This window comes from Fibrobacter sp. UBA2449 (genome assembly GCF_002342555.1).
Lineage (GTDB): Bacteria > Fibrobacterota > Fibrobacteria > Fibrobacterales > Fibrobacteraceae > Fibrobacter.
Map to the genome: position 1 here is coordinate 1 of NZ_DDQF01000004.1, position 26622 is coordinate 26622.

At 55.8% G+C, this 26622-nt stretch carries 18 protein-coding genes; 10 read left to right on the forward strand and 8 right to left on the reverse strand.

The genetic code is table 11. From position 1 onward, the window contains the following. Window positions 1-206 precede the first annotated feature (206 nt). The 3 genes from B4B27_RS01040 to B4B27_RS01050 form a co-directional block, all read right to left on the reverse strand. On the reverse strand, window positions 207-947 hold the full coding sequence (locus B4B27_RS01040; RefSeq protein WP_290722806.1) for a hypothetical protein: 741 nt from the start codon (window positions 945-947) through the stop codon (window positions 207-209). Beyond that, complete coding sequence (locus tag B4B27_RS01045; protein ID WP_290722809.1) at window positions 944-2011, reverse strand: hypothetical protein; 1068 nt, start codon at window positions 2009-2011, stop codon at window positions 944-946. Before B4B27_RS01045 ends, B4B27_RS01040 begins: the two co-directional genes overlap by 4 nt. A 139-nt stretch (window positions 2012-2150) precedes the next feature. Beyond that, a complete protein-coding gene (locus B4B27_RS01050; RefSeq protein WP_290722812.1) occupies window positions 2151-3830 on the reverse strand; it encodes an ABC-ATPase domain-containing protein in 1680 nt (559 codons plus the stop codon). 117 nt (window positions 3831-3947) lie between these two features. Here B4B27_RS01050 and B4B27_RS01055 point away from each other — a divergent pair, with 117 nt between their 5' ends. Further along, a complete protein-coding gene (locus tag B4B27_RS01055) occupies window positions 3948-4484 on the forward strand; it encodes a PEGA domain-containing protein (protein ID WP_290722815.1) in 537 nt (178 codons plus the stop codon). A gap of 163 nt (window positions 4485-4647) precedes the next feature. Here B4B27_RS01055 and B4B27_RS01060 read toward each other — a convergent pair whose 3' ends face one another. Next, the gene (locus B4B27_RS01060; protein WP_173366007.1) at window positions 4648-5862 is read right to left on the reverse strand and encodes a hypothetical protein; all 1215 of its coding nucleotides are present in this window, start codon (window positions 5860-5862) and stop codon (window positions 4648-4650) included. A gap of 1 nt (window position 5863) precedes the next feature. Continuing rightward, window positions 5864-6856, reverse strand: coding sequence for a DUF6175 family protein (locus tag B4B27_RS01065; RefSeq protein ID WP_173382092.1), 993 nt, complete (start codon window positions 6854-6856; stop codon window positions 5864-5866). 276 nt (window positions 6857-7132) lie between these two features. Here B4B27_RS01065 and B4B27_RS01070 point away from each other — a divergent pair, with 276 nt between their 5' ends. From B4B27_RS01070 to B4B27_RS01100, 7 genes are all read left to right on the forward strand, one after another. Next, window positions 7133-8077 (forward strand): hypothetical protein, encoded by a 945-nt coding sequence (locus B4B27_RS01070; RefSeq protein WP_290722819.1) that lies wholly within the window; start codon window positions 7133-7135, stop codon window positions 8075-8077. Window positions 8078-8107: 30 nt separating this feature from the next. Beyond that, window positions 8108-8836 carry a response regulator transcription factor gene (locus B4B27_RS01075; protein WP_173366004.1) on the forward strand — a complete coding sequence of 243 codons (729 nt, stop codon included), beginning with the start codon at window positions 8108-8110 and terminating at the stop codon, window positions 8834-8836. Beyond that, on the forward strand, window positions 8818-10665 hold the full coding sequence (locus tag B4B27_RS01080) for a sensor histidine kinase (RefSeq protein WP_290722822.1): 1848 nt from the start codon (window positions 8818-8820) through the stop codon (window positions 10663-10665). The genes B4B27_RS01075 and B4B27_RS01080 overlap by 19 nt, the downstream gene beginning before the upstream one ends. A 66-nt stretch (window positions 10666-10731) precedes the next feature. Continuing rightward, window positions 10732-12069: an ATP-dependent 6-phosphofructokinase gene (locus tag B4B27_RS01085; RefSeq protein WP_173366002.1), complete on the forward strand. Its 1338-nt coding sequence runs from the start codon at window positions 10732-10734 to the stop codon at window positions 12067-12069. Between the two features lie 24 nt (window positions 12070-12093). Beyond that, window positions 12094-12237 carry a hypothetical protein gene (locus tag B4B27_RS01090; RefSeq protein ID WP_173366001.1) on the forward strand — a complete coding sequence of 48 codons (144 nt, stop codon included), beginning with the start codon at window positions 12094-12096 and terminating at the stop codon, window positions 12235-12237. Between the two features lie 6 nt (window positions 12238-12243). Continuing rightward, a complete protein-coding gene (locus B4B27_RS01095; RefSeq protein ID WP_173366000.1) occupies window positions 12244-13005 on the forward strand; it encodes a hypothetical protein in 762 nt (253 codons plus the stop codon). 283 nt (window positions 13006-13288) lie between these two features. Then, window positions 13289-14401 (forward strand): hypothetical protein, encoded by a 1113-nt coding sequence (locus B4B27_RS01100; protein WP_173382090.1) that lies wholly within the window; start codon window positions 13289-13291, stop codon window positions 14399-14401. 138 nt (window positions 14402-14539) lie between these two features. On the opposite strand, the gene pta is transcribed toward B4B27_RS01100, so the two are convergent. After that, window positions 14540-15928 carry a phosphate acetyltransferase gene (gene pta, locus B4B27_RS01105; RefSeq protein WP_173382089.1) on the reverse strand — a complete coding sequence of 463 codons (1389 nt, stop codon included), beginning with the start codon at window positions 15926-15928 and terminating at the stop codon, window positions 14540-14542. Window positions 15929-16187: 259 nt separating this feature from the next. On the opposite strand from pta, the gene B4B27_RS01110 reads away from it, so the two are divergent. Together B4B27_RS01110 and B4B27_RS01115 are read left to right on the forward strand one after the other, a co-directional pair. Then, window positions 16188-19883, forward strand: a complete 3696-nt coding sequence (locus B4B27_RS01110; RefSeq protein WP_290722829.1) for a fibro-slime domain-containing protein — start codon at window positions 16188-16190, stop codon at window positions 19881-19883. Between the two features lie 233 nt (window positions 19884-20116). Beyond that, window positions 20117-23794: a fibro-slime domain-containing protein gene (locus B4B27_RS01115; RefSeq protein WP_290722831.1), complete on the forward strand. Its 3678-nt coding sequence runs from the start codon at window positions 20117-20119 to the stop codon at window positions 23792-23794. Between the two features lie 72 nt (window positions 23795-23866). Here the strand turns inward: B4B27_RS01115 and B4B27_RS01120 are convergent, their stop codons facing one another. After that, on the reverse strand, window positions 23867-25402 hold the full coding sequence (locus tag B4B27_RS01120) for an Rne/Rng family ribonuclease (RefSeq protein WP_173366049.1): 1536 nt from the start codon (window positions 25400-25402) through the stop codon (window positions 23867-23869). Window positions 25403-25617: 215 nt separating this feature from the next. Beyond that, a complete protein-coding gene (locus tag B4B27_RS01125; protein ID WP_290722834.1) occupies window positions 25618-26613 on the reverse strand; it encodes a hypothetical protein in 996 nt (331 codons plus the stop codon). Window positions 26614-26622 lie beyond the last annotated feature (9 nt).

Here is a 26622-nt window from a genome sequence, read left to right on the forward strand (position 1 = left end):
GTGAGGCCAATTATAGAATTTTCAGGGAGAATGTCAAGGGTTTTTCTCGAAAAAATTTCACTTTTTTTCACTTTTTTTGAAAAAACGGGTAAAAACCAGTTTAAAAACCCTCTATCAACAAATAATTCACAAAAATCTAGTGTACAAGACCGTTTCAAGGGAGTCGAAAGCGCAAAAAAACAACCGCACACCACGAAAAAAAGCCCCTACTCCTTCCAGACGCTCCTTTTTTGCGGCCTTTCGCCGTTGTTTTCCATGGGAGACAAACGAACTTGCTCCAACGGAGAACCTTTCACAACCAGATGCAGGAGTTTTTCAGACAAACTAACATTCGCCGTACGTCCCATTTCACCCCGGACGTCCACCTTGCCGTACGCAAGAACCTTGCCGCGCTTGACATCGGTAATGGAATACTGGGCCTTCACCGTTTTTACACCCGTTGTATCAGCACGTTCGCTTGCAACAATGACGACTGGCGATATCACCACCGCGACTTCTTCCACGTCATCCCTGTATTTTTCGCGAAGCACCGGCACCTCGACCGAATCCGCATCTGCGCCATAGCGATGCCACTGGGCGCGCCGTTCCAGCGCAAACGCAGAATCATCGACGCTCATTACTTCCGCTCGGACGCTAAGCGTCGCCGCGGCATAATCCATCTGCTGCTTGAACCAGCCGCTGAAATTGCCGCCGTATTCAGGCCACTCTTTTTTGAACGACGAATACCCGTCGAACATAGGCTCGGAATACAATACCGTAACACTGCGCGGGACTCCGTCCCATTCGGGATCCACCCAGCCGCCAGCCGGCACATGGTCCCTATAGTAGGAATCTTGCGTGTAGTTCATCCAGTCAACGGCGAGTTTCATTACCGTGGTACAGCCACTCAGCACACACGTCATTAAGAACAACATAATCACAAACAAAGGAGCAGTAAACTTTTTCATCGTCCACTCCTTTTGGGCGCACCGAAATGGACCCCGGCAGAAAGATTCAACACCTCGACCAGGCCGCCCTTGTTGCGACCGTCGATCTCGAAGGAGGAATAGCGCAAGGAGAACTGCGCCCGGATATCGATATCAAGGACATTCGTCACGGGAATGAAGCCATCGACCTGCACGCCAACGAGCATAGTTTTTGACGACGGGATATCGTCTACATCTTTCATTTTCAAATCTTCACCGACCATCCCGAATATCACATCCGCCGAGAAATATTTCCATTCCATGAAGGCAAAACCGCCAGACAGCGCCATGGAAAAATGACTGAAGTCGTCACCGGAAATAGAACCAACCTGGAGCAGGAACAGGATGCGCGACATCTGCCATTCGGCCATGATGTTGAACCCGGTCGAAGGCTCCAGTATTTTTTCCAATCCTCCGGAATACATCGCATAGGAATACCCGCCAAGCAGCGTCCAGTGCATCCACTTGGGAGCCACGGACAGATGCTGATCCTCGGCAGCCTTCGCCGTCTCGGGGCTTGCTGGAGGCACCCAACCAAGGTAAGGGCTACCGGGATAGCGTTTGCGAAATTCATTCCACTCCGCAATAGAATTGCTATAGTCCATCGGTTCGCCACCGCCATAGTTCAGCGCGAGGCGTTCCAGGTATATGCCGTAAAATTCGCGCGTCTCGCGCGGGACATCCCTCACCGCCATGGCAAACCGTAAATCGCGATGGTTCACGTTGATGGCCAGATGACGCTTTTCGAGCAGACATTCCCCACCAACAACCTGCAGTTTTTCGCGGACCGCCACAATGGAATCGCGTTTCGCGAGCAGAAAATCTATATGCTCCCAATACTTCGGCTTGTCTATGGCATCGGCATCCTGGATCGCCCTGCTGTACAGGAGGAATTCCTCTTCATAAGAAAGGAGAACAAAACCGGCAGGCGGCGCGAGGCGTTCCAGTTCCTCGACAGCCCTTTCCGAGGAATACCCGTAAATGGCATCGCGCTTGGCCTTTTCCAAACTTGAATCGGCAGCATAAGCCACCTGTGCAAGCAGCACAAGGCTAAATAGAACTAAACAAAGCTTTTCTCCTCTGGACATGATTACACCTTACCGAAAAACTAATAGGAGGCCCCGAAAACAACTCGAAGACTCTATTAGAATATATATCAACGTTGCAGATTATGAATGTAATTCGTCAGCGTTTTGCAGCGGTCAGTCGGAACGCCACGCAGGCGATATCGACGGCACGGGGCAGGCTCATCTCGCGGCTCATGCCTTGCGGCAAGTTGCGAAACCCGACATTGCAAATCGTGTCGCAAAGTTTCTGCGCCGCACCTGCGACAGAATCGACAGGCGAGTCTCCCTCGGCATTGCTCGCGGCATTCTGGAGCATGTTCAAAAGCATGAAACCGGCACCGAAACGTTGCTGTTTATCTACCAGCGTCACAAGTCTCGATGTGTCGGCCACAAGGAAGCCTATCTGCAAAAGCGTATCGCCCACAAGCTTCACCTTCACCTGGCGTTCCACGGCAGAGGCCGGACGTACAAATTTCTGAAGGGGCTGCATGTAGGCAACAAAGGGGCGCTTCACCGGCATCCCGGCGGGCACCAGAGCAGCCGCGGCTTCATTGAACCTGGCGCACTCCGCCCTGTAATTTGCCATTACAATTATGTTGTCTGCAAGGTCAAGATAGTCACCGCAGGCGCCCGCGACAAGAATAAAGTTCATGCCCGCAGAAGCGAGCTCGCGAATGCGGTCGGTCAGCGGGATAAGCGGCTCGCGCTCGTCGCCCAGCAGTTTGCGTACGCGCATGTCGCGAATCAAGAAGTTCACCGCAGAGGAATCCTCGTCGATGAAGAATGTTCTTGCACCCGCCTCCATGGCTTCGAGAAGGTTCGCCGCCTCGCTCGTGGAACCCGAGGCCGACAGCGTATTGAAATCCTTCGTGCTGATGCCACCCGGCAAGTCGCGGACAAACATCGAGAGGTCCGTACCGCGAACGCTGCGCCCGTCTTCCACGCCCACACGGAGCGCAGTCTCGTCAACCACGATTCCCTCGCGACCGTCACCCGGCACATGCGGGTACACCGCCCGCGTCAAGGCCTGCAACAACGTGGATTTCCCGTGGAACGCGCCGCCGGTAATAACCGAAATTCCCCTGGGGATTCCCATGCCGCGGATTTTGCGTCCGCAAACATCTAGAGTCACAGCCATCTCCGCAGGCGAGGCAAACGGCACGGCTCCCTCTAGAGGCATTTCGCTCAGGCCCGAAGCCCTCGGAAGTACCGCCCCGTCGGGTACGAACGCGCAAAGCCCGCGAGTATCGAGCTGCTCCAGAATTTCCTTGCGTTCGGCAAGCACACGGTAGTGTTCCAGCATCTGGGGTTCGTCCGCCTTGCTGAAATACAGCCCCGCCGACACAAGGTCAGGCAGGACCATCGTCAAGATTTCCGCCGCAGGTTCCGCCTGAATCTTGCGGCCCTCGCCCGGGAGCCTCACCTGCAAGCACACACGAATTTCGCCATTGTCTATCCAAAGGCTATTCCGCACCAACATCTCGGGTCCGGCAAAATCGAACAGGACCGCGGCATCTTTCCCGGGGAACCTTTCCTGCACCAGGCGTCCCAGTTTACGGTATAGAAAATCGCTCAGCGCGAGCCTGCGTTCAAAGCTACCGCCCCATTCCGACGCATACCCGAGCGTCGAAAGAGCCGCCCTGAGAACAACCCTCGAAGGCGGCGCATACGGATCTCCCTGCACATGGATAAATTCCAGCACAAAGTCGCCAAAATCCCATGGTTTTTCAGCGAGGCTCTTGTACAGGCCGTAGTTCTTGCCGCTCAGAATGCGGATTTTCTGGTATAGGGCTTTCATAAAAATTGGCTTTTGGGTGTCTCTTAAAAGAATTTTACCTACAAAATATTATAAAACTCTTCCCACTTCAAGGAAAACTTTATATTTTAGGGGTAAACGTAAATAGGAGTAACACTAATGAAGAAACTTTACATCCTCGCCCTTTTGGTGGCATTCCTTGTCTCGGCCGCTGTCGCAGACGACGACCCGCCTCCCCGCGGCAAGCCCGCAACCGTTACCATCATCACGAACCCGCCCAACAGCGACGTGTACCTGGGTAACGAACTCCTCGGCAAGAGCCCCATCGAGAACATGCAGGTGCAATCCGGTCGCCAGACCCTCATCGTCATCGACCAGGGCTACGAACTGGTGAACCAGCGCGTGAACGTGTGGCCGGGCAAGGACAAGCGCAACACCTTCGACTACGGCACCAAGATCCCGAAGGGCCACATCGAAGTGACGACCATTCCGGGCAAGTGCCTTATCTATGTCGACGGCGAAAACTCCGACAAGACCGACGGCGCAGCTCTCACCATCCACAACCTCGACGCAGGCGACCACCTCGTGCGCGCAGAATGCTCCAACCGCAAGTCCGCCGAAATGCTCGTGACCGTGAAGGGTGAAGAAACCGTCAAGATTACGCTCGACGCTAGCGGCAAGAAGAAAAAGAAGTAATCGTCAAAGCACCGCCAAGTGCACACGAAGAAACTGCAAAGGACGCCGGATGGCGTCCTTTATTGTATATACGAGGCAAGCTCTTGCATGCCAAAATTTTTTACTTCATCGATTACGCATGTGTATGCGCGAGGCAAGCACACGCTTGCCGAAGTTTCTCGTTTTACTTTCCGCAGGTAGCCTTGACCTGCTGTTCCAGTTCCTTGAACTTGAGTTTGCCGATAGCCTTGGAAACGGCTTCGCTTTCCGTCTTCCCGACACCCTTGGAACTCTTCGAGAAGCTGACCCTGTCACCGGAAACGGAAATGGCGACATCAAATGACAGGAGCTGGTTCAGAGAACTCTTGGGAGTCGACTTTACCTCCGCGGCGAGAAGCGGGTAGCGGGAATCGTTTCCGACGAAGATGGATTGCTTGGCCATCTGGTCGGTAAGCGCCTTGCATCCGTCTGCATTGCCCTTGCAGTCAAGGCGCACATTGCATGCCGGCAGCTTAACCTCGTACTGGACCACAAAGCCCTGGGCCATCCCGGCCGCCTTCAAGATATCTTTCGGGAAGTTGGGAACCAGGGTCAAGGTATGTTGGCCAGCACCGAATTCCACATTCTGGATCGTGAACACGGCAACGCCCTGGTCCTGGGTGCGACGTTCGGCGAGCGTCTTGCCATTTTGCACGGCCTTCAGCGGGAAATCCGTCACGATTCCATTCGCATCCGTAACCGTCACGTTCAAGTCGGTGATGATATCCTTATCGATAACCAGGCGCGCCGGTACGGATTGCACGCTGATGTTCGCGAGACGCGATGCGATAGCGGCCTTGAGACCGGGAAGATCGTGCTTCAGGTTGAACGATTCATTCAGGGTAAAGACCTTGGCAAGTTCAGCCTTCAACTGCGCATACGGCTGCAGGAGAGCCTCTGCCGCGGCGAGGTTGCGCGCAGCCTCGTCATAGCGGGAAGCGTCCAGGGCGGCGCGGCCGGCAGCTTCAAACTTCTCGAGCTTTTCTTTTGCCGTCGCCATCTGCAGGCGGATGTTGTTCGTCATCTCGTCGATATCGAGCGTGGCCGTCGCGCGGAAGCGCTTGCCTTCCTTCGGGAGCGGAGTCACCTTGATCCACTTGAGGTCGACATCGGTCTTCACGTTCTTGTTGGACGTATAGGTCTGCGAAATCTTCTCCTTGCCTCCAGCGGACACATCCTCCGTATAGAGCTTGTCATCGGTCTTGACCGTCGATGAAACCTGCTTTGCGACACCGGCCATCGCAGTATTATTCGCTTCTTCCTGCGATACGGCAGAAGATGCCGTATAGGTAATGACCTTGCCAGCAAAAGCAGCAACAGAGAACGACAACAGCAAAATCGCAATTTTCTTGATGTTCATCTTACTTCAACTCGATAAGAATAAGTTTCTTGGTGATGTTGATTTTCTTGACTGTCACCGAACCCTTCATGCCGCGACGGACGTAGCTGTAGACTTCCTGCGAATCGGCGAACTTGTTCATGTCCGCGAATACGGTCAGGTCGATAGTCTTCGATGTCATCACGTTCACGCTAACACGCTTGAAAGCCTTCTTCAGGAGCTGATCTACGTCATCCTGGATATCCTCGACACGCTGTTCATCGAACTCTCCCTGGAGTTTCATGATGACCTTGTACTGCACGCCGTTCTTACGGTCCACTTCCCAGTAACCCTTGATTTTCTTCTCGAGGCCAGGCATGGCGCGTGTAGCGGCGGCAAAGACTGCGTCAGCAATTTCGCCACGGGAATTTCCCGAAACCATGGCCTGGCTCGTCTGGCTTCCCAGAAGGCGCGCGGTCGCGGCCTCGTAGGCGCTCAGCTCAATCAGCACGACTCCCTTTTCGATGGATGCCGCAAACTTGACGTAGATATCGGCACCGAGAGCAAGACTTGCAAGATAGGAGAGGTCCTCGTCCGTCTCGGCGATATCCTGCTGCATCTGGATGACCTCGTTCAATGTCTCCTGGCCCTGCAGGGACTTGACTTCGTACTGGCGCTGTGTCAAATAGCTGTTGATGGCTTCGGTCGCCATGCGGTTGTTGGGGTTGCTCTGGAAAGCCTGCAAATCACTCATGCCCTTTGCCTTCTGGGCCGGGACGACGAGAATTGTAGGCATGTGGAAGTCCCCCGCATAGGAGGAATTCGACTGCGAAACCGGCCTCTGGGCCGATGCCGGAGCCACCGCCTGCTGCTGGGTCCTCTGTGCGGGAGCCGTCTTCGGGGCGGGCCTTTCCACCCCATCCAATTCGTCATACGCACGGGAAGCGTCGCGCTTGGTCTCCGTTCGCGATGGAGCCCCGAACGAGAGGCCGACCAGGCAACCGAGGAGAATTATGTATTTTGCGATATTTCGCATATCACACCTTCTTTCAAACATCTTGCGATACACCGGCTACCCCTGCCAAACCGCATCAGGGGTCACCCTAGCATCTTAATAGATAGTAATATATACTTTTTTTCACATTGTCAGAGAAAAATGATACGAAAAGTGTGATAAATATCCTATTTATCCGATAAAAGGACTCGGAAAGAAGGCTTCTGGCCCATTTTCTTGTTTTTTCGGACATTCGAGTGTCCGTTTTTTGATTTTTTTTTCTAGTTTCAAGTTTGAAAGTCAATCCAAGGAGTCTATATGAACTTCAAAGCAGTCCTTGCGGCAGGCGCCCTGCTTGCAACACAGTCTTTTGCCATCATCGGCATCGGTGCTCACTACACCCCCAATTTCGGGACGAAGATGACCGGTTTCTCGGCCACCCCAGACAGGTTCGGCAACAGCGTCGACGTTTCCGATGCGGGCGAAGTCAAGCTGTGGCACGGTGGTTTCAACGAGATGATGCACGGTTTCGGCTTCAAGGTGTGGGTGGACATCCTCCCCATCATCGACGTGGAAGCGACATTCAACATCCAGTTCGGCTCCTACGACGCATCGCTGTTCATGCTCGACCCGAGCCTCGCCCTCAAGAGCGCCATGGGAATGGGCGCCGGCGAAGAATACAAGCTGGAAGACTACAAGCAGATTGACCTCGAAATCGAACTTGGCGGGACCCCGTTCGGCAAGGCGAACCCAAAGTTCGTGCAGATGAACGGCGACATCTCCATTACCTATCCCATCACGTTCATCCCCATCATCCGCCCCTACATCGGCGGCGGTCTCACCTACTACATGAACACGTTCATCCTGAACCAGAAGTTCACGAAGCGCGTCGTCGGTGACACCTACAAGACCCTCATCGACACCTTCAAGGACGAAGCGGAAAAGAAGGTTAACGACATCATGAGCGACCCGACCAAGCTGCTCGACCCATCCGCAGACCCGACTTCCATGGCGATGCCCGACCAGGCCGACATCATGAAGACTGTCTCTGACGCCATGGTCGAGAACCTGCAGGATGCCGCCCTCGAAGAAGGTCTCAAGACCAGCATCGGCGGACATATCCTCGTTGGCGTGCGTGCCAAGCTCCCCATCATCCCGATCGCCGCATATGCAAACTTCAAGTACTACTTTGGCGGAGACTTCCCCGAAGAAGTCGAACCGGGCAGGATGGCCGCCGAAGTCGGCGTCGGCTTTGCACTTTAATTTTAAGGAAGGAATACAAAGGAATCAAAGATGGCTCTCAATCCAAGCAGCACAAGCATCCTCATTGTTGAAGACGAAATTGCAATTGCCGAAGGTCTCGTGGACCTCTGCGAACTCAACGGCTACAACGTAAAGCACGTGGCCGATGGCGAAAGCGGTCTTTCCGAAGCCCTCTCCGGGCAATACGGGCTAGTCCTCCTCGACGTGATGCTCCCTGGAATGAACGGTTTCGAAGTCTGTGACAAGATTCGCGAAAAAGACAGAAGCCTCCCCATTATCATCCTCTCGGCAAAGAACACCGACGAGGACATCATCAACGGCCTCAAGTTCGGCGCCGACGACTACATCCCGAAGCCGTTCTCCGTCCCCATGCTGCTCGCCCGCATCGAAGCGGTACTCCGCAGGAGCAGGCAGTCGCTGGAAAACGAAGGCAAGCTCGCCGCCGGCAACCTCCGCGTGAACTTCCGCGAATACGCAGGAACGCGCGGCAAGGAAGAACTCGCATTCACCCGCAAGGAAATCGAAATCCTCGAATACCTCTGGAACAACCGCGACCACGCAGTGCCCCGCTCGGAGCTGCTCCGTGAAGTCTGGGGCTACGAGAATGCCGAATCCGTGGATACGCGCACCGTGGATATCCACATCACCAAGTTGCGCAAAAAGATCGAGGACGACCCCTCGCACCCGAAGCTCCTGGTCACGTTCCGCGGCGAAGGTTACCAGATGCGGTCGACGCCTGAATGCACAAAAACCGCTTAATTGCAATATTCGTTGCCATCTTCGTTGTCATAGCGGTGCCCATCGCGGGGCTCCTCTATGACTCGTACCTGCACATGCAGGACGACACCAAGGCCGAGTGGGCCATGCACGCGAACCAGGTGCTGAAGATGGCGAACAACCGCATCAAGGACGACCTCTCCATCGAAAACAAGCGGTCGTTCATGGAATACCGCTTCATCAAGGTCGCAAAGACCATCTCGGCGGGCGAACAGCCGACCTATTCCGACCTAGCCCTGAACTACCCCGTAGTTTCGTGCGACAACGACTCCACAAAGAACGACTACTGCAGCCAGTACACAGGGTTGATAGGGCATTTCCAGATAGACCCGGACGGCGTTTTCAGCACGCCCTATCTGCCGGCAGGTGTGCTCGGCCAAGTGCAGCTCGAAAATCGCGAAGTACGCGAGTCCCTCCAGAACAAGCTCAAGTTCATTGTCCGCGACATGGGCATCAAGAACAAGAAGGCGACTGCGCAGGATTCGCTCAAGAACTCGAGCGCGCTCGACCAGCTCGCAAACGAAGTGGACCTCTCCAAGCGCAAGAAGGGACGGAAGACGCGCGTGGAAAGGACGTCCGAGCAGGAGCAGTTCGCATTCAACGTCGAATCGGCCAAGAGGGATACTTCCGGGCTCTACCGCATATTCCCCTATGTCGGCACGATGGACATCTCCATCGAATCGTTCCAGGTCGAACTGGACAACCGCCACATCGTTTTCTACAGGAATGTGCTGCGCGGCGAAGAAAACTTCGTGCAAGGTTTCGTCGTCGACATCCGCGAATACCTGAAGAGCATCGTAAGCCTCGAAATCAGCGAGTACGAGAACAGCGACAACCACCTCTCGCTCCGGTTCTTCAAGAAGGGCGAACAGGTCATCTCGTTTGGCGACAGGAACAACAAGACCCTCAAGGTGTTCGAGGAACCGCTTGCCGAACCGCTTGACGGCATCACCCTCGCCATGTATATCGACCAAGACGCCGAGAAATCCAGCGACCACGGCCAGGTCATATCGAACGGGAACTTGCTCATCCTCATCGGCGGCATCATGTTCCTGTTGCTCGGGGGCGGCCTCGTCTCGATTTACCGGCTCACCCAGAGCCAGCTCAACCTCGCCCAGAAGAGGCAGGACTTTATCTCGGCGGTGAGCCACGAGCTAAAGACTCCGCTAACCTCGATAAAGATGTACGCAGAGCTGCTGCAGAATTCGTGGGTGGCGAACGAGGAAAAGCGGCACAAGTACTACAACCTCATCGCAAGCGAAGCGGAACGACTCACGAGACTCATCCAGAACGTGCTTAACTTGTCCAAACTCGACGGAAACCGCTGGACCGTACAGCTGCGGCAAGACAGGCCCAAGGCCGTCCTCGACGATTTCGTCGCCACCTACACGCGCAACGTGGAGAAGAACGGGTTCTCGCTTACGGTCACCTGCGATACAAGCGCAAGCGAAGTCTCGCTCATGATGGACCGCGATGCCGTAATGCAAATTCTCATGAACCTGGTGGACAACTCGCTCAAGTTCTCGAAGAATGCCGACTACAAGATGATCGTCATCGAACTCAAGAAGGAAGGGAACCACGTGTACCTCGCCGTGCGCGATTACGGCCCCGGCATTCCGCCTTCCGAAATGAAGAAGGTGTTCCAGGAATTCTACCGCGTCGAAAACGAGATGACGCGCGAAACCAAGGGCACGGGCATCGGGCTTTCCATGGTGAAAAAACTCTGCGCACTTTCGGGAATGACCATCGAACTCGAGAACGCGGGGCCCGGATTGAGGACGAAAATACACTTCCCGCCCGCATCCGTCTAGGCCCTTTTTTTGTATTTTAAGGTAGGTTCCGCTAAAGGGGCCTCAGAACGCAACAAGGATTAGGCAATGACACAGGAAGACATTCTCCAGAACCCAGACCAGTACGACCTCTCCATCGAGACCGTCGGAAAGGGGACACTTCGGTCGCCCATGAAGGGCATACAGTTCGTTTCGGAAGAAGACCGCATTAGCCTCACCACGGATGTAAAGCGCATCCATGAATTTTACGAGAAAGGCATCGCCATTCCCTCGCTCGAAGCGGCCGGCCCGCGCGAGACCATTTTCCATGACCCCGCCTGGACACGCGCGGGAATCGTCACCTGCGGAGGCCTCTGCCCCGGCCTCAACAATGTCATCAAGGGCCTGGTACAGGTGCTGTGGTTCGACTACGGCGTCCGCAACATCTTCGGCATTCCCTACGGCTACCGCGGACTCAACCCCGCCTACGGATACTCGCCCATCGTCCTGAACCCGGATGTCGTGGACTCCATCCAGGAAGACGGCGGCACCATCCTCGGAAGTTCCCGCGGCACGCAGGAACCCGCCATCATGGTAGACACCCTGATGCGACTCAACATCAACGTTCTGTTCTGCATCGGCGGCGACGGAACACTTCGCGGGGCGCATGCCATTGCCGAAGAAGTAAAGAAGCGCAGGCAGCCCATCTCGGTTATCGGCATCCCGAAAACCATCGACAACGACCTGAATCTCATCGACCGCACGTTCGGTTTCGAAACGGCCGTGCTCTCCGCGACCGACGTGATAACGAGCGCTCACAACGAGGCGAACGGGGCGTTCAACGGGCTCGGTCTCGTGAAGCTCATGGGCCGCGACTCGGGCTTTATCGCCGCCTATGCCGCCCTTGCAACGACCGTCGTGAACTTCTGCCTCATTCCCGAAGTACCCTTCACGCTGGAAGGCCTCTTCAAGGCTCTCGAGAGCCGCTATGCAAGCGGCAAGACGCACGCCGTCATCGCTGTCGCCGAAGGCGCCGGGCAGGAACTATTCAAGGACCAGGAAGAACGCCGCGACGCCAGCGGGAACATCCTCAAGAACGACATCGGCGAGTTCCTCACGCGCAAAATCAACGAACACTTCAAGAAGGTCGGCAAGGAAGTGAACATCAAGTATTTCGACCCGAGCTACATGGTGAGAAGCATCCCCGCGAAAGGAACCGACGCCATTTTCTGCTTCCAACTTGCTGAAAGCGCCGTGCACGCAGGCATGGCCGGCAAGACCGACATGGTGGTGGGCAGCATGAACGAACAGTTCAGCCACGTGCCTATCGAATACGCCGTAAACGAAAGGAAGAAAATTGACCCGAACGGAACACTATGGCACGCCGTTCTCGGCGCCACACGCCAGCAGGACTATTTCTCCGGCAAGGGCAAAGGCAACAAGTAAACGTATTTTTATTAACTTTACCGCATGCTGAAAAAAGAAGAAAGACTCCTCATCCGCACCTCGCTCATGGAATACCGCAATATTTTGTTCAAGACATACCACGGTACAGACGAAGAGAAGGGGCGGATAGCGCAGGTCAACAAGCTCCTGCAAACCTGGAAAGTATAGGACCCCATGGGAATCGGCTTCAAGACTTTATTCGTATTCGCATTGGCAGCCAGTGCCGCGTTCGCAAACGAGGATCTCCGTTTTGCGGACTCGTGCTATGCGGCCAGGGCGGAACGAGCCAAGGGCGACAAGGCCGACGCGCATAACGCGAAACTCATGATCGACGCCTATCACAAGGCCACCAGCGACGCCTCGGTCGAAGAAGCCGCCACCGAAGGCTACGTGAAAAGTCTTTTCTTCTCGTTCCGGTTCGTGCCCTTCGACAAGAGCAAGCGCGCAAGAAAGCTCGATTCGCTCAAGACTGCCAGCGAGGATGCCTACGGCAAGTTCCCGAAAAACAAGGAAATCGCACACATCTATGCATCCGCCCTTTCCATGTGGGGTGCCGACAAGAATCCGCTGCAGGCCGTAAAGGACGGCGTCGCCGCCAAGGTCCGCGATGTCGCGACCGCTGCCGAGGACTACCAGGTGCTCGGACGCGCGCATTTCGTACTGCCCTACATTCCGCTAGTCCTTTCATGGCCCGACAAGAACCTCGCCGACAAATACCTGACCATGGCGCTGGAAAAGGACCCAAAAGACTTGTACAACTACTTCTTCCTTGCAGAGCTTCGCTTTGACCAGAAACGCTATGCCGACGCGCTCGACCTTATCGAACGCGGTCTTTCCCGCGGTATCCGGACAAACTATTTCATGGAAGACAAGCGCGGCCGCTGGCAGCTGAAAGAGCTCAAGAAGAAGATTAACGCCAAGCTCGACAAGAAATAGGGCAAAGCGTCAATTAAACTGGCCATCCCAGCCAGGAGTCCGGTCGCTATCCCCCAACAGGTTTGCATGTTGACGAAGTTCAACGACCTTCATCTCCGGAGACCGATAATCTCTTTTTTGAACAATACAAGTGTAACAAGACTGCTTGCAGACCTGTTTCCGAGCCGCAGCCACGGACGCTGAACGCGTCAAATAACTGAAAACATAAGTATTCATTGCGGTAGAATTAAATTATATTTATTATACAGCAGAAATTCCAACTTTTCCCCAGGAGACACATATTATGGAAGGAAACGCTACCAACCAAAAAGCCATGGAACTACTCCATGAGGCCGCCTTCACCTCTTCCCTTATCAAGGCCAAGGAACGCGAAAGCGGCATTGTAACAGAAGAAAATATGTACCCGGTCAACAAGAAAGAGACCGACCGCATGGCAGAACTTCTGGGACAAGCCGAAGCTGCTGCCGACAACGCCCAAGACCCGGCATTCGTCGAAAAATTCGACCAGCTAAACGATATCGTACAGTGGTCCTACGCCCGTCATCGCACATGGAAGTTTAGCCTTATTTGTGGCGTCATCCTTTTGGCCCTTCTTTTCCTATGGGCACGCAGCAGCAGTCAGGACTCGGTCCAAACAGCAAAAGACACTATCGCAAAAGTCGAAGCCTGGACCGAAAACGACACCACCATCTCTTGGGAAAAGAGCGGAACGCACTTCAAATACACTGAACTCTTCGTCTCTGCAAACAAATGGAAAGCGAACAAGCTGGCCTCGTATAAAAACAACTACCTCGAGTGCGAAAAGAACCTGAAGACCCTCAATAAGTCTCTTGAAACGGCCACCACCGACTCCAGCAAGAATGCAATCCAAAAGCAAATTGAATACAACACAAAAGACATGAACCAGAGCCGTGCCATTTTCGACAGCATTGCCGCGATGAACTTCCAGCAAATCAAAGCCAGTGTCATCGCGGATGAAAATCGATACATCAAGAGTTCAGAATCCAGCGCCACAACCTACCTGGTTTTCATCATCCTCCTTGCCGTTCTCATCGGCCTCTACATCTGGACCGGTTACCCCTATGGTTACGAAATGACGCGCAGCCGCACCCGCAACAAGATCCTCGAATGGGTGCGCAAAGTCGGTTTTTCATTGGCAAGCACGTTCTTCGGCGCTGGACTTGCAGCCAAGCTCTTTGCCGATGACTATATCGTAAAGACCACATTCATGGACGGTCACACCGAAACCCGCAGGGAATCGGACATTGCCGGCACCTTCTTCAACATTATCATAAAATTCGGCCTCATGGCAGTCGGTGCTTTCATCTTCATATTCATCTCCATATTCATCATCTTTATCGAAACCGCAGCCGGCCTGATAAACAAGATCCGCTAGACGATCGCCAAAGCCATTTACCCAACAGAAAAGCCGGTAGCAAACGTGATGAAAACCCCGAAAGTTGTATCCAACTTTCGGGGTTTTCATCAAAGCGGTGCTTTTAAGCTTTGCACTAGGATGAGCGGTCGCTAGCTCTTACCCTGCCTGGACGGCGGTGAGGGCGATCGTGTACACGATGTCTTCGACGAGGGCGCCACGGCTCAGGTCGTTCACCGGCTTCGCGAGACCCTGGAGCATGGGGCCGATGGCGATGGTGCCCTGCGCGCTACGCTGCACGGCCTTGTAGCCAATGTTACCCGCAGAGAGGCTCGGGAACACGAACACGGTCGCCTTGCCGGCGACGGTGCTGCCCGGGGCCTTGAGGGACCCGACGCTCGGCACGGTCGCGGCATCGTACTGCAGCGGGCCATCCACGAGCATCTCGGGGCGGGCTTCCTTCACGATCTTGGTCGCTTCGCGCACGAGGTCTGCATCGGGGCCCTTGCCGCTGTTCATGGTGCTGTAGCTGAGCATCGCGACACGGCTCGGGAGGCCGAAGGCCTTAGCGGTGTCGTCGCACTGCATGGCAATCCCTGCAAGTTCCTCGGCGGTCGGGTTCAAATTGATGGCGCAGTCGCCGTAGATGTAAGTCTTGCCGGGCATGCACATGAAGAACACGGAGCTCACGGACTTGACACCCGGGGCGCACTTGATCACCTGCAGGGCAGGGCGCAGTGTATCTGCGGTAGAGTGGATGGCACCGGAAACGAGGCCGTCGACTTCGCCCATCTTGAGCATCATGGTGCCAAGCATTACGTTATCTGCAAGAGCCGCGCGGGCTTGGTCTTCGGTCATGCCCTTCGACTTGCGGAGTTCCACGAGCGTCGGAACGTACTTTTCGGCGAGTTCAGCACTGGGTTCGATAATTTCGATGTCAGCCGGGAGCTGCACGCCCTGTTCCTTCGCGACCTTCAGAATTTCTTCCTTCTTGCCCACGAGCACGGGAACCGCGATACCACGGTCGATTACGAGCTTCGCGGCCTGCACGGTACGCGGTTCGCTACCTTCAGGGAGCACGATACGCTTTTTCACCTTGGACGCCTTGAGGAGAAGACCCGCACGGAACATCGCCTGGCTCGTCTTCCTTTCGGCGGGTTCTGCGGCGAGGTCCTTCGCAAGGCACTTGGGGCAATGCAGCAGGCGGCACGGGCAGAACAGGTCGGCATCCTCGCTATCGGAATAGATCTTCGCGTCGAGCGCGGTCGCGAGGGTGTCGTTGAACTTCTGGGCCATCACGTCGCTCATGCCAACAGCGCCTTCCACCACGACTGCATCCACGGAATCAAAGTCCTGCTTAAGGAAGTCGGCGGCAATCTTTTCCATGAGCACGGCGGAGTTGTGCGCCTTGAGTTCGGCAACTGCCTCGGCGCCGTTCACGCAGGGCTTGTAGGTGGCGGACTTGAGGCCGGCGGCGGCAACGGCGTCGACGACTTCCTTGACTTTGGCTTCCATATTTGCGGAAGCGACCAGGTAGACTCGATTCATAGAATATCTCCGGAATAAAACTGATTGTTGAACGTGTAAAAAGTAGGTTTTAACCGCGGAAAAAATTGGGGACCTGTCCCAAAAACGGCACCCTTTGCCCCGCCGTAAACTTTTGTTTACGTAAATAGGCTGTTTATGCACGTTTTTTGCACGCTTATTTTAAATTGGAACCCTGCCTCCTGTTGCATTTTTACCCAAAATAAGCGATATTTATAGTATCGCCCCACTTGATTGGGATGTGTAATAAGGAGCGATTATTGTGTGGTATAAGGTTATCACTCGTGTGATTCTGTCGACGCTTGTCATGGCAATGTGCGCCATGTCACAGCCTGGGAGGGACAGGAGTTCTTCCTCGGCCGACGTTGCGTCGTCATCGTCTGTCGCCGGACCCGGCGCAGGCGGTTCTACTGTCGTTATCCGGTTCATGCCGAACTGGACCAACACCAACGCCATCTTGAACTACAAGGGCACGGAGACCCCCATGACCGCAGTCAACAACTACTGCGGCTGGTTCCAGGCGACCGTCAAGAACGCCCCCGCAAGTGGCTTCGAGGTCTTGTTCAAGCAGACCATCGGAAACACTTACGTGACCGCGGAAGGCCCGGAAAAGGTGGCGCGCGACCTGCAGCCCGTCGGGACTCCCATCAACCTCGACAGCGTCGCCGCGCTGAACGACACGCTATGGATTATCGGGAATCCCTCGGGACCCCCTGACCTGTTCTCGAAATACCCGAACCGCCTGGGCGACTGCCCGGTCAAGACGCTCTCGGTGATGATGTTCGACTGGTACGACGGCTCGAACAGGGGCGGACGAAACGGCTACGAGGCACGCGGCGTCCCCCAATACGGCGAAGGCACAAACGAAGACTTCGGCAACAGCGGATGCGGTCTCACGAAGGGAATGGTGGAGCCTACGCTCGGCAGCAACGGCGTCCCGGTCCGCGCAAGGGACTTCCCCTCCAGCTGCACGAACGCGACCCACCTCGACTACTGGTTTTTGCCCGAAGTCATCAACACCGGTGCAGACGGCAAGAAATACACGAACGCCACATGCCGCGACCTGGAACTCGAACTGACCGACGACGGATTCTGGCTCGGCCAGCGTGACGACGGCAGCAAGGAAGGCGGGTTATTCTTCCTCGACGACTTCCGCTGGCTCGACGAGGCCGGCACGGTCGAGAACGTGCATTACGATTCCATCAACGGTAACAAGGGCTTCCACAACTTCGGCTTCACCATGAAAATCCAGGCGAAGTTCGAATACGTGCCCGGCCAGTACTTCGAATTCAACGGTGACGACGACGTATGGGTGTTCATCAACAACCGTCTGGTGGTCGACATCGGCGGACAGCACACCAAGGCTTCGGGCTCGGTAGACCTCGACACGCTCGGGCTTGTCGAAGGCAAGACCTACCCGTTCCACATCTTCTACGCCGAACGCAAGCAGACGCAGTCGAACTTCATGATGCGCACCTCCATCGACCTGCGCACCGAGGCAAGCATATTCCTCACCGACACGCGCTCCACGCGGGATATCAAGAACTACGACGTATGGCAAATCGTGAAGAAGGACGCCCTCAGTTGCGACTTCTCCGCGAACGAGCTTGCAGACGTCGACACCGTGGAAGGCCCGTCCAACTACCGCCTTACCGGCGGCAACCTCGGTGAAGCGGGCGTGATGCTCGATACCGCGGGAATGTGGTTCGAGGGCATCTACATCGAAAACAACTGGTACCAGTTCAGCATCGACTCCGCACGCATCGTAGAGAACAACGGGCTTGCGCCGGGCCACTACTACCTCGAGGTCTCGCTCAAGAACAACCCCGAACAGAAGACCGGCGTGTGGATTACCATCCCGCCGTACAAGGTGCCCACGCTCGTGTTCGCTACCGAGGAATGGAAGAACCTTTCATCGGAGATTTCGGGCGACACGCTACAGATCGGCCAGTGGGCATACGAGATGTACAAGGTGCAGGTGATGTTCGAGGAAGACTGGGCGCAGGTATCCATCTACAACCAAAACATCAACCTTTCTTCTAGCGACCCGAACATGAAGACGGTGGACGAGAACGGCAAGCCCATAAGCAAGGTCGTGCTCGACTCCATGGGCCGTGCCACGTTCTACGTCATCGCGAATGCACCCGTTACGGGAGCGACGCTACAGGCGAAGGGGGCGGCATCTTCCGCAGCAACATGGACCGACCTCGTGTTCAAGGAACCTCCCATACCGCGAATCTCCAGCGCGATATTCATTGACCGCAACGGCGACGGGCGCGGCGACAGCCTGCACATCAAGTTCAACAAGGAGCTCGGCGGCAAGAACAACCTCGACTCGCTCAAGTTCGCATTCGGCGAAGGCTTCCCGGTACAGACAAAAGAAAACTGGAAGGTCTCCAGCAACAATACCGAACTTTCCATCGTATCGAGCAGCACCTGCGAACCCTACAAGCTCTGCGGATTCAGTTCCCTCATCTTTACCGGCGGCAAGGAAGATATCTACACCGGAAGCATCGACACCTGGTTTACCTACACCGAAGGCGGCAAGGGCTACCACTTCCACATCGCGGCAGACCCGCTCGAAGACGGCGTGAACCCCATCGTCACGCAAGCCGTCAAGAACATCACGAAGAACGGCCACGTGCTGAGCCTCACCTTCAGCGAGGCGATCACCGAAGAGACGAGGCAATACTTCAAGGACATGTTCCGATACGTCTGCGTGCGTGGCGGCGAACAGGTCAATCCCGAAAAGCCCATGGGCATAGACAACGGGACTTCCCGCAGCACGATGGACCTGCTCTTTACCGTGACCACCTACGATGCGGTGATTCCCTCCGTAGGAGACTCTGTCGGCTTTGTCCCCGGCGTAGGAGGCTCCACCACGAATGTCGCCGAAGACATGAGCGGGGTAAAACCGCACAAGTACACCCCGATGGTGCGCATCTCGGGACAGCAGGACATGCAGATTACCGGAACCGACGTGCTCCCGCTCTCGCCGGACAACCCCATCGTGCAGGATCCGACAACCACGCAGCCTAAGCTCATCACCAACAAGGATGCCGACGCGAAACAGGTTTCCGATTCTCTCGGCGTGCAGGGGCACCTGGTCGGTTTCGACGTGGCCGAACTCATCTCGACCCAGACCGCCGAAGAAATCGCGAGCCTCGACAACCTCATCTCGACGCTGCTGAACGGAGGCAAGGACGACACCACGTACACTGTGCTCGAGATTACCAAGGAAGAATCCATCGCCCAGCTCATCGAGGCCATCCAGGCAAGCACCATCAGCGGCTTTAGCGACAAGGCCATCACCGGGTTCATGGATTCCACGATCAACGCCAGCAACTACAAGAAGAAACTGACAGGCGATGACCTCCAGCTGTTCGAGGAATACGTGCAGCGCGGAATCGAAGCGAGCCGAGACACCATCGTGAACATCACGACCGCGGCCGACATGGATGTCAGTTCGCTGTTCCAGGACATTATCGACGGGACCATTTCCGCGAAAGAACTGAAGAAGAACGGCGTGAGCGAAGAGGTAATCGAGGCCATCAAGAACGGGACGATTACCGCAAGCAACATCGACCGCTACCGCGACGGGACGCTCTCGCTCGTCACGCCCGACGACGTGAAGCTTGTTTACGAGACCAAGTACTACTCGCACCTCGGCAACTACGTGGGCGGATCCTCGGGATCCATCCTCTGCTCCGACAAGGAAATCTATGGCGACGCGGGATGCCTCGCGAACCCGGGCAACCTGTTCCTCGCATGGAACATGCGCGCCGACGACGGACGGCTCGTCGGAACGGGCGCCTACATTGCGCGCCTGCACCTGAAAGTCGTCGTCGGGAAGAAGACCGCAACGAACATCACGCGCGACCTCCTGTGGGGCGTGCGCCGCGGAGGAAACAACGGCATCAACCTGGGAGATATCCTGAACGAAAAGAAGAAAAAGTAGCATTACGGAACCTTTTCTCCCTACTGTAAATTTCTGTTAACCAAAGATACACGAAAATGGCCATTTTTCGTGTATCTCCTTGTGTTGTAAACAATTATATGGTTGCATTTTCGTTTACAATAAGGCATATTTAAGGTATAGTCTATTAATGGGATGTTAAAGGAGTAACAACCGTGTGGTACAAGTCTATCACTAGAGTTTTATTGTTGACGCTTTTTGCGGTAGTGTGCGCTATGTCACAGCCAGAGGGTGGCCGCAGCTCAACAACGGTAATCCGGTTCATGCCGAACTGGTCCAATACCAATGCTATCCTAATCTACAACGGAACGGAAACCATCATGACCGCAGTCAAGAACTACTGCGGCTGGTTCGAGACCAAGGTGAAGGACACGCCCGCCTCCGGGTTCGAGGTGACCTTCAAGCAGACCATCGGCAACACCTACGTGACTGCCGACGGACCCGAGATCGTCCCGTCCGGATCGCTCCCCGTCGGGGCCCCGATTTCGCTCGACACGCTCAAGGCCAAAGGCGACACGCTGTGGATTATCGCAAACCCCGTGGACGCACCCGAACTCTACGCGGCATATCCGAACCGCCTGGGCGAGTGCCCCGTGAGGATCCTCTCGGTGATGATGTTCGACTGGCTGCACGGTGAAGGATGCGACGGAATAGAATGCAAGGACAGCAAGCCCTACGCGAACGGCGCGAAGGACGTTTATTTCAACGACCCCATCTACGCCATCAGCAACGACTTCGGTAGCGGCGGCTGCAGCGGATCGTACAACAACTACCAGAACAACGCGAAGGACCAGCACAACACAAGCTACATGTCGGGCATGGTAGAACAGCAGCTGGGAGCAAACGGCGCACCGGTTCGCGCACACGACTTCCCCGAGCACTGTCTCCTCACCGAGCACCTCGACTACTGGTTCCAGCCCCTCGTCATCGGCAAGGACGCCGCCGGCAAGCAGTACACGAACGCTACCTGCCGCGACGTGGAACTCAAGTTGACCGACAAGGGATTCTGGGAAGGCAAGAAGGACGGCAACAGCAAGGAAGGCGGGTTCTTCCTGCTCGACGACTTTGAATTTCTTGACGATGCGAAGACCGTAAAGAACATCTTCTTCGACACGGGAACCAAGGCCAAGGACGGCAAGAACCACAACTTCGGCTTCACCATGAAGGTGCAGGCGAAGTTCGAATACGTGAAGGGCCAGGAATTCGAGTTCTTCGGCGACGACGACGTGTGGGTGTTCATCAACAGGCGCCTGGTGGTCGACCTCGGCGGACAGCACAGCCAGGTGCGCGGCTCCGTGAACCTCGATACGCTCGGGCTCGTCGAGGGCCAGGAATACCCGTTCCACATCTTCTACGTGGAACGCCACACCGGTTCTTCCAACTTCATGATGCGCACGTCCATGGACCTGCACACCGACGCAAGCATATTCCTCACCGACACGCGCTCGACGCCACTGCTCAAGAACTACGACGTGTGGCAGATCGTGAAGAAGGACGCTCTCTCCTGCAACTTCGACATGAACGAAGGCGCACAGGTCGATACCGTGGAAGGCCCCTCCAACTACCGTCTCACCGGCGGCAACCTCGGCGAAGCGGGCGTGCTGCTCGACAAGACCGGCGAGTGGTGGTTCGAAGGCATCTACATCGAGGACACCTGGGACAAGTTCAGCATCGACTCCGCACGCATCGTGGAGAACAACGCGCTCGCCCCCGGCCACTACTATCTCGAAGTTTCGCTCAAGAGCAATCCTGAACAGAAAGCCGGAGTCTGGATTACCATTCCGCCCTACAAGGTTCCCACGCTCGTGTTCGCGACCGAAAACTGGAAGAAGCTCGGCTCACAGGTTCTCGGCGACACGCTACAGATTGGCGAATGGGCCTACGAGACCTACAAGGTGCAGGTGATGTTCGAGGAAGAGTGGGCGACAGTCACCCTCTACAACCAGAACATCAGCCTCTCCTCCTCCGACCCGCAGATGAGCATCCTCAACGAAGAAGGCAAGCCCATCAGCAAGGTCGTTCTCGATTCTACAGGAAGGGCGACCTTCTACGTCCGCGCGAACACTCCCATTACGGGCGCGACCTTGCAGGCCAAAGGAACGGCGGCATCGGCGGCGACATGGAGCAACCTAATATTCAAGGAACCGCCCATCCCGAGGATTACCTCTGCCAAGATATTCGACCGCAACGGAGACGGACGGGGCGACAGCGTGTGCATCAAGTTCAACAAGGAACTCGGCGGCAAGAGCAGCCTCGACTCGCTCAAGTTCGCGTTCGGCGAAGGATTCCCGGTGCAGAAGAAAGGCGCCTGGAAGACCCACAACAACAATACGGAAATCACCATCGTCTCCAGCGAGACCTGTGAGCCCTACAAGTCATGCGGCTTCAGCTCGCTCGTGTTCACCGGCGGCAAGGACGACGTCTACACGGGCGCCGTCGACACCTGGTTCACCTACACCGAAGGCGGCAAGGAATACAACTTCCACATCAACGCGGACCCGCTCGAAGACGGCGTGAACCCGATTGTCACGCAGGCAGTCAAGAGCATCACGAAGAACGGCCACGTGCTGAGCCTCACCTTCAGCGAGGCCATCACCGACGAGACCAAAGATTACTACAAGGAGATGTTCAACTACGTGTGCGTCCGCGCCGGCGAAGTTGTAGATCCGGACAAGCCTATCGGATACGACAACGGCAGCAACCGGAGCAAGATGGACCTCCTGTTCTCCATGGCCACCTACGACGCGATTGTCCCCTCCGTGGGAGACTCCGTCGGATTTGTGCCCGGCGTGGGTGGCTCCACCGTCAATGTCGCCGAAGACATGAGCCAGAACAAGCCGCACAAGTACACCCCGAAGGTAAGAATCTCGGGCGACCAGGAAATGGAAATCACGGGTCCCGATGTCCGCGGAATCAATCCCGACAACCCGATTATCAAGGATACGACCACGACGCAAACATTCCTCGTCACGAACAAGGATGTCGACGCCAAGTATGTTTCCGACTCTCTCGGTGTCCATGGGCACCTCATCGGTTTCGATGTCGCGGAACTCATCTCCTCGCAGACGGCCGAAGAGATTGCGGCACTCGACGCCCTCATCACGGAACTCCTGAACGGGGGCAAGGACGACACCACCATCACGGTCACGGAGATATCGCGCGAGGAAGCCACCACGCAGCTGATAGAGCTTATCAAGGAAAGCCAGGTGACCGGATTCAGCGACGAAGTGTTCAACGGGATTCTCGAAGGGACCATCACCGCCGACAACTACAAGACCAAGCTCAAAGGCGATGACCTCGCGCTCTTCAACGAATACGTGGAAAGCGGCATCGAGGCGAGCCGCGACACGGTCTACGACATCAAGTCCGCCGCCGACAAGAACATCGGGAGCCTCTTCCAGGATATCATCGACGGGACCATCACCGAAAAGGAACTCAAGAAAAACGGCGTGAGCGACGAAGTAATCGAGGCCATCAAGAACGGCACCATCACGGCAAGCAATATCGACCAGTACCGCGACGGCACCCTGAACCTCGTCTCACCCGACGACGTAAAGCTCCAGTACGAGACAAAGTACTTCACGCACCTCGGCCACTACGTGGGCGGGTCCTCCGGCGTCATCATGTGCTCCGACAAGTCCGTCTACGGCGAAGAAGGATGCCTCGTGAACAACGGCAACCTCTTCCTCTCCTGGAACATGCGTTCGGACAACGGCCGCCTCGCGGGAACGGGCGTCTACATCGCGCGCCTGCACATGAAGATTATCGTCGGCAAGAAGACCGCATCGAACATCACGCGCGACCTGCTCTGGGGCGTGCGCCGCGGCGGCAAGAACGAAATCGACCTCGGCTCGATGCTTCCGAAATCTTCCAAGAAATCCCGCAAGAAATAATATTCTCTCTCATTGAAAATTAAGGGCTTGCGGTCTTGCCGCAAGCCCTTAAATTATCACCCGGGGATTATCCTATACAAAGTTGTACAGGTCGGTGATATCCTCGTTGTTCTTGTCGTACACCCAGAACTGGTTCGTATGCGCATGATCGTCTTCCACGAGGTTGATCTTCATGCCGTGCTTGTATTCCAGGTAGTGGAACATGCGGCCGAGGTCCTTGCAGAACACATCGACAAGCGGCGTGCTCACCACGAGGGTCACTTCGCGAAGCTTGCCCTTCGCACGGGCGCGGGCGAGCCAGCGGTCAATCATGCCGAGCGTAGATTCGAGAGTCGGGATACGGCCACCGCCATGGCAGACAGGGCAGAGTTCCGTCTTCTCGGTCATCAGGTTCACGCGGACGCGCTTGCGGGTCACTTCCATGAGGCCGAACTGGCTGATGGGAGCCGGGCTGATGGGAGCCTTGTCGCGGCGGATAGCCTTGCGGAATTCCTGGTACACCGCCTCGCGGTCGGCATCGGTCTCCATGTCGATGAAGTCGATGATGATGAGGCCGCCCACATCGCGGAGGCGCAGCTGCTTCGCAATCTCGTGGCAGGCGTCGATGTTTGTTTCGAGGATGATCTTGCTCTGGTCCTTGCCGTGCACCTTCGGTCCGGTGTTCACGTCGATGGAAACTAGCGCCTCGGTCTGTTCGATGACGAGGTTGCCACCGCGCGGAAGCGGGACCTGGCGCTGCAGGGAGCGCGCATAGTCGTTCTCGATCTTGAAGTATTCGAACAGGCTCTCGCTAGAGCTCCAGAGCTTCACCTTGTCAAGCTTGTCCGGAGAAAGCACCTTGAGGTAATCACGGAGGGCAAAGTATTCGTCGCGGTTGTCGATATACACGTAGTCCGTGTTCTCGCCGAAGTATTCGCGAACAGTCTGCTCAATGGAATCGGATTCCTCGTAGATGCACGTTTCGGCAGGCATGGTCTCGAAGTTGTACTTCGTCTGTTCCCACTTGCTCTCGAGTTCGCGCATCTGCTTGCTGATTTCGAATTCGGATTCGTTCAGGCCGTTGGTACGCACGATGTAGCCCACGTCGCGGCCCTTGAGGCGGCGGACCACCTTCTTGAACTCGCGGCGCTTGGACGGGTCGCGCAGCTGCTTGGTCACGCCGATGAAGTTCGTCCCCGGCATGCACACCAGGAAGCGGCCCGCAAAGCTCAGGTGCGTCGTCAGACGGGCGCCCTTGGTGCTAATCGGTTCCTTCACGACCTGGACCATGATTTCCTGGCCTTCCTTCAAGATCTCGTCGATGGAGACCTCCTTGGAAGAACCGCCCTCGTCGTCATCGTCGCCATATTCGCGGCGAAGCGACTCGTTCCTGTCCATGGCGTCGTCCTGATGGAGGAACCCGGCCTTCTCGAGGCCGATATCGATGAACGCGGCCTTCAGGGCGGGGAGCACCTTCTGGACGACTCCCTTGTAAATATTGCCCAGGACTCGAGTAGACGAGACGCTCTCCACGACAAGTTCCGCAAGGTCGCCATCTTCCATGATAGCGATGCGCTTCTCGTAAGGTGTCTTGCTAATCAAAATCCCACGCTTACACTTATTTGCCATAAAACTCCTAGAAGTAAATGCAAAACCAATAAAACTTATAAATCCCTAAAAAGCCCTCCAAAAGTATGGAGCGCTTCCGAGTCACGGGGGATTCCTTGCGGAAAGTACCGAAATTCCACCCCACGGAACCTAGGGAACCAAAATATAACAAGACAGGAAGCTTTAGGTAGGATTGGGCCGCCCTTTACAAGGACAAAACGCCCTCTTTCGAGGCGCTAACCGCCCAAATGGGTCGGCGGATTGCTCGCGCTGCTCCTGATGGCGGCCTTCTTCTTTTCGACAATCGCATCCGCAATGGAGCGAGCCTTCTCGACAAGCCACAGCCACGACTGGGAGCCTTCCGAATAATCAGCCTCGCCGAACATCTGCACACGGTTGTCCCTGCGAAGGGCGTCGACCTGCTTGAACGCGCGGACGTTGCCCTTGGGATAGACGGCGAAGGTGGCGCCGCCATTGTAGTTCAGGATGCTGAACGCAGGCACGTCGGAAGGGCCGTCGGCGATATAGACCATGTTCTCGAAGGGAACACGGCGGCTCTCGCGAGCGATGGACGAGTTCACGTCGATCGTATCGGGATACTTGTTGCTTCCCTTGTTGATTTCGAAGAGGTAGCGCGTCTTGGAGGTGTTGTCGAGAGCGCAGGCGACCTGGGTAATCTCGCGATCCGGAACCAGGCCGAGTTCCGCGGCAGACGCACTCGATTTCAGGTCCCCGGCCGCATTCAGGAACCCGGGCTGCAAAGCATCCTCGATGAACTCGCAGCCGTAGATGCCGTCGACATAGGGCGCAATGGCACTCCCGCGAATCGTCTCCGCGAAGCCGGTACTAACAACATAATGTTCCAGACGGATATCGAACGCCTTGTATTTCGGGTCTTCGGCGATAAGCTTCTTCATGTCGCCGAAAAACTGCGGGAGGCCCGGATAAAACACGAGCTCCTTGCCGAACTCGCGAAGCCGGGCGTTGTTGAGTCCCTTGAACAGGCCCGCCTTCACATAGGTGAGGATGTGGTTCAGGTAGCTCGTATCAGCATTGACGGATATGCCCTGCGCGGCATAGCGTTCCCTGAGGGCGTTCGCCTCGTCCCAAAAAATTTTTCCGTCCACGCCGTAATAGCGGAAGAGCGGTTCTTGCATGTAAGAACTGATGAGCGTCTTGTCGCAGTCCCAGACCATCGCGATTACATTCTGTTCAAACGGAGCCTGTTTCATTCCCGCACC